At 67.8% G+C, this 3,860-nt stretch carries 5 protein-coding genes and 1 tRNA gene; 2 read left to right on the top strand and 4 right to left on the bottom strand.

Annotated features, from left to right (window positions below; all coding sequences use genetic code 11):
* The 3 genes from AC5RUJ_RS12470 to AC5RUJ_RS12460 form a co-directional block, all read right to left on the bottom strand.
* On the bottom strand, window positions 1-841 hold an 841-nt coding region (locus tag AC5RUJ_RS12470), incomplete at its 3' end, for a PP2C family protein-serine/threonine phosphatase (RefSeq protein ID WP_494155932.1).
* Between the two features lie 2 nt (window positions 842-843).
* The gene (locus AC5RUJ_RS12465; protein WP_493978260.1) at window positions 844-1,320 is read right to left on the bottom strand and encodes an FHA domain-containing protein FhaB/FipA; all 477 of its coding nucleotides are present in this window, start codon (window positions 1,318-1,320) and stop codon (window positions 844-846) included.
* Window positions 1,320-2,057, bottom strand: coding sequence for an FHA domain-containing protein (locus AC5RUJ_RS12460; RefSeq protein WP_494013421.1), 738 nt, complete (start codon window positions 2,055-2,057; stop codon window positions 1,320-1,322). Before AC5RUJ_RS12460 ends, AC5RUJ_RS12465 begins: the two co-directional genes overlap by 1 nt.
* A gap of 364 nt (window positions 2,058-2,421) precedes the next feature.
* Here AC5RUJ_RS12460 and AC5RUJ_RS12455 point away from each other — a divergent pair.
* Window positions 2,422-2,504 (top strand) — tRNA-Leu (locus tag AC5RUJ_RS12455).
* 190 nt (window positions 2,505-2,694) lie between these two features.
* On the opposite strand, the gene AC5RUJ_RS12450 is transcribed toward AC5RUJ_RS12455, so the two are convergent.
* Window positions 2,695-3,045 (bottom strand): DUF5997 family protein, encoded by a 351-nt coding sequence (locus tag AC5RUJ_RS12450; protein ID WP_494001331.1) that lies wholly within the window; start codon window positions 3,043-3,045, stop codon window positions 2,695-2,697.
* A 60-nt stretch (window positions 3,046-3,105) separates the two neighbouring features.
* Between AC5RUJ_RS12450 and AC5RUJ_RS12445 the strand changes: the two genes are divergently transcribed.
* Window positions 3,106-3,860, top strand: a 755-nt coding sequence (locus AC5RUJ_RS12445; RefSeq protein ID WP_494155931.1) for a LysR family substrate-binding domain-containing protein, incomplete at its 3' end; no start/stop codon positions are given.

The raw sequence follows: 3,860 nt of genomic DNA, 5'->3' as shown, positions 1-3,860 counted from the left end.
GGGAGGCTCCGTCGGCGGGCATCGCCGCGACAGGGGAGGCGGCGCCGTCGTGCTTCAAGGCCGATGCCTTCGGTCGTTCCGGGGCGAGGCCGAGGGAGGCGGTGTCAGCCGCCTCCGGCGCCGCTTCGGCGACTTCGATCATCACGATGGTCACGTTGTCCGGGGAACCGCCGTCAAGCGTCAGCTCCACCAGCTGATCGACGGCGTCCTGCAGGGTGGGCGCGTTGCGCACCACGGATTCCACCACACTGTCCGGCACGACGGCGTTGAGTCCATCGGAGCAGAGCAGCCATTTCTCCCCCGGCTCGGCCTGATGGCTGGCCAGGTCGAGTTCGGGACTGGCATCGACGTCGCCCAAGACGCGCATCAGCACGTTGCGGTGCGGGTGGATTTCGGCTTCCGCCGGAAGGAGCCGGCCTTCGTCGATGAGCCGTTGGACGAAAGTGTGGTCCACGCTGATCTGCTCGAAGATGCCGTTTTTCAGCCGATAGGCACGGGAATCGCCGATGTGGGCGAATTCGAGCTTGTCGTCATGCAGCAGCAAGGCGGTGACGGTGGTGCCCATGCCCGCCAGCTTGGGACTGGTCTGCACCAGCTCCGAAAGGATGGAATTGGCGGTCTGGATCTCGTCGGCCAGCACGTTGGCAGGGTCCTGATGGCCCGAGCGGTCCAGATGGACCAGGTCCAGCACCGTGGACGCCGAGGCCACGTCACCGCCGGCATGGCCGCCCATGCCGTCGGCCACCACGGCAAGATAACGCCCGGCGTAGGCGGAGTCGTCGTTTTTAGACCGTGCCTTACCCACGTCAGACCGCGCCGCATAGCGCAGAACCAGAGCCACCGTCAGGGCCTCAACTCAATGACCGTCTTGCCGATCCGGATGGGAACGCCGGGATCAACGGGCAGCGCCCGCGTCAGCTGGTTCTCGGCCAGGTAGGTGCCGTTGGTGGAGCCGAGGTCCTCGATGAACCAGCGGCTGCCCTGCGGAAAGAGGCGGGCGTGCCGGCCGGAGGCGTAATCGTCCTCCAGCACCAGCGTTGCTTCCTGGGCCCGGCCCAACAGGATGGGGCTCGCGGCCAGTTCCAGCGAGTGGCCGGCCAGCGGCCCTTCCGTGACCACCAGGCGGCGCGGAGCCACCCGGGGGGCCGGAGCGTCCGCCAGGTCGGGATTCTTCCGGACTTCGCGCGCAGTGGGGGATCCGGTGCGGCTGCGCTTGCCGATCTGCAGGTCCCGCCGCAGTGCGGAGACGATGCTGATGATCATGATCCAGAGCAGGATCAGGAAACCGAACCGCAACGCGGTGACGACAAGCTCGCCCATTAGGCCCCGCCGCCCCGTGTCGGCAGCAGGCGGAAGGTAATGCGGGTGCGGCCCATCGTGATGACGGAGCCGTCGGTGAGGTCAATCCGGCCGTCGATCTTCTGGCCATTGACATAGCTGCCGTTGGTGGAACCGAGATCCACGGCCACGGCCGACCCGCCGTCGGTGCGGATCTCCAGATGGCGCCGCGAGACCCCGGTGTCGTCCACCATGATGTCGGCCTCGGAGGAGCGTCCGAGCACGATGGACGGCGCGTTGAGCGAGTAGCGCTGCCCGTTGATTTCCAACACGGGCGTCAGCAGGGTGGGCTGGCGCGACGGCGCCGCGGGGGCACTGCGCTGCAGGGGCTGCGGCTGGTGGCCCTCGGACTTCACGACCGTGGCCTCGACTTCGAAGTCGCCGCCCTTGAGTGCGTCGTCCTTGGTGAAGGAAACGCGCACCGGGCCCTGCAGGGTGTACTTCTGGCTGTTGACGTGGCGGATGACCACGTCGCACAGTTCTTCGGCCAGGGTGGCGCCCCATTGTTCAGCCATCGCGTAGTCGGAATCGCCCAGCCTGACGTCGAAGACGTTGGGAGCCAACGTGCGGCCCTGGGCCAAGGTGATGGAACCGTTGTCCAGTTCGCGGCGCAGGCGGCTTGCGATCTCCACCGGCTGCACCTGGCCCTTGCCGCCGACAGAGAAGGCGCCGCGGACCATCTTCTCGATGCCGCGCTCCATACTGTCCAGAATGCCCATCGGGCCGCCTCCTCCCAGAGTTGTGGTCAGGTCTGCCCCCCGCTGCGACAGCGGACAGGGCACACCTGTCTGGCGATTCTTCCCTTCGATACTACTTGGGCGTGTCCCAAAAGGCCCCATTCGGCAACGATCGCCGCGGGCGCGGCGGCGCCGGGGCGTGGTGAAGCTCACCATCGCGGAATCACGACGGCGGGGCGTGCGGCCCGCGGCGCAGGCCCTCCGATCCCCGTCGTTGCGCGGTATCCAAGGGGGCCGGCGCCCCGATTGGGAATTTGGGACTGTTTCACGCTACTATTGATCTCGCTGTTCTTGAGGAAAGCGAACCGGGAAACCGGTTGGCACGCCGAGAGGGCAGGAACAATGCGCGCGAGTGGCGGAACGGCAGACGCGCTGGCTTCAGGTGCCAGTGTCCGAAAGGGCGTGGGGGTTCAAATCCCCCCTCGCGCACGCAGAGCAAGAGCCCCGGTCTTCGGACCGGGGCTCTTGGCGTTAACGGATACCGGGCCCTCGCTGACCGCTTGGTTAGCGGGGGAGGGGGCCCGCCTCGCTGACCGCTTGGTCAGCGGGGGAGGGGCCCGCCTCGCTCACCGCTTGATCAGCGAGGAGGGGGGCCCGCGGCGCGCTCGGCGGCTGCTGATCAGCCCTGCTTGCCGGCGGCCTTCACGCGCTGCTCCTCGGCACGCACGGCGGCGAACGAGGCACGTTCCGCCACCAGCCATTCCGGCGGATCCTGCAGTAAAGCGGTGATTTCGGCCGTCGTCAGCGGCTCCGTGATGCCGCCGCGTGCCAGACCGGAGATGGAGACGTTGAGTTTACGGGCCACCTCCGGCCGCGGATGCGGACCGTTGCGGCGCAGCTCCGCCAGCCATTCCGGCGGATCGGATTGCAGCTGGTTGAATTCCTCCCGCGAGATCAGGCTGTCCTGGAACTCCTGCGGGGCCGCGGGCAAGTAGATGCCCAGTTTCTTGGCGGCCGTGGCCGGTTTCATGGATTGTGCCGATTTCGCGCTCATAAGCCCAGCCTAGCCGCCCTGCGCTACGGTGATGAAGTGCAGGATGCAGACCAGGAGCCGACGACCACGGCCCAATTGGCCGGACTGAAGGTCGGCTATGTCCCGGGCGTGACACCGGGGAAGTGGACCCGCCGGTGGGCGGAGCGGCTGCCCGACGTCCCGCTGACCGCTTTCCAGTGCGGCGAGGAGGAGCAGACGGCCATCCTGCGCGACGGCCGTGCCGACCTGAGCTTCGTCCGGCTGCCCGTGGACCGCGAGGGGCTGAGCGTGATCCCGCTGTATGCGGAACTGCCCGTGGTGGTCGCGCCGAAGGAACACGATGTTGCCCTCTACGACGAGGAAGTCCCGTATCGGGAGATCGCGCACGAGAACTTCCTGGACCCCGGGGAAATGGGCGGCGCCAAGACAGGCATCGAGGTAGTGGCGTCCGGGGCGGGACTGATGATCCTGCCGATGTCCGTGGCCCGGCTCTACAACCGCAAGGACGTGGTGTACCGCACGGTCACCGATCACCCCGAGACGCAGATCGGCCTCGCGTGGCTCACCGACCGGACCGAGGCCGCAATCGAGGAGTTCATCGGAATTGTCCGCGGCCGCACGGCGCGCAGTTCGCGCCAGCCCTCGGTGCAGGAACAACAGGGCAAGGGCAAGACCCGCAAGAACACGGGGAAGAACGACGGCGGAGGCTCCGGCGCGGGGAAGGGCACCGCTGCGGGAAAGGGCTCCGCACCGGGCCGGACGCCGGCATCGGGCAAGGGCGCGAACAAGCCGTCCGGCCAGGGCAAGGGCAG

Source organism: Arthrobacter sp. Y3223164 (assembly GCF_059091005.1).
Note: the sequence above shows the minus strand (reverse complement) of the source record. Positions and strands in the feature narration are given on the sequence as shown.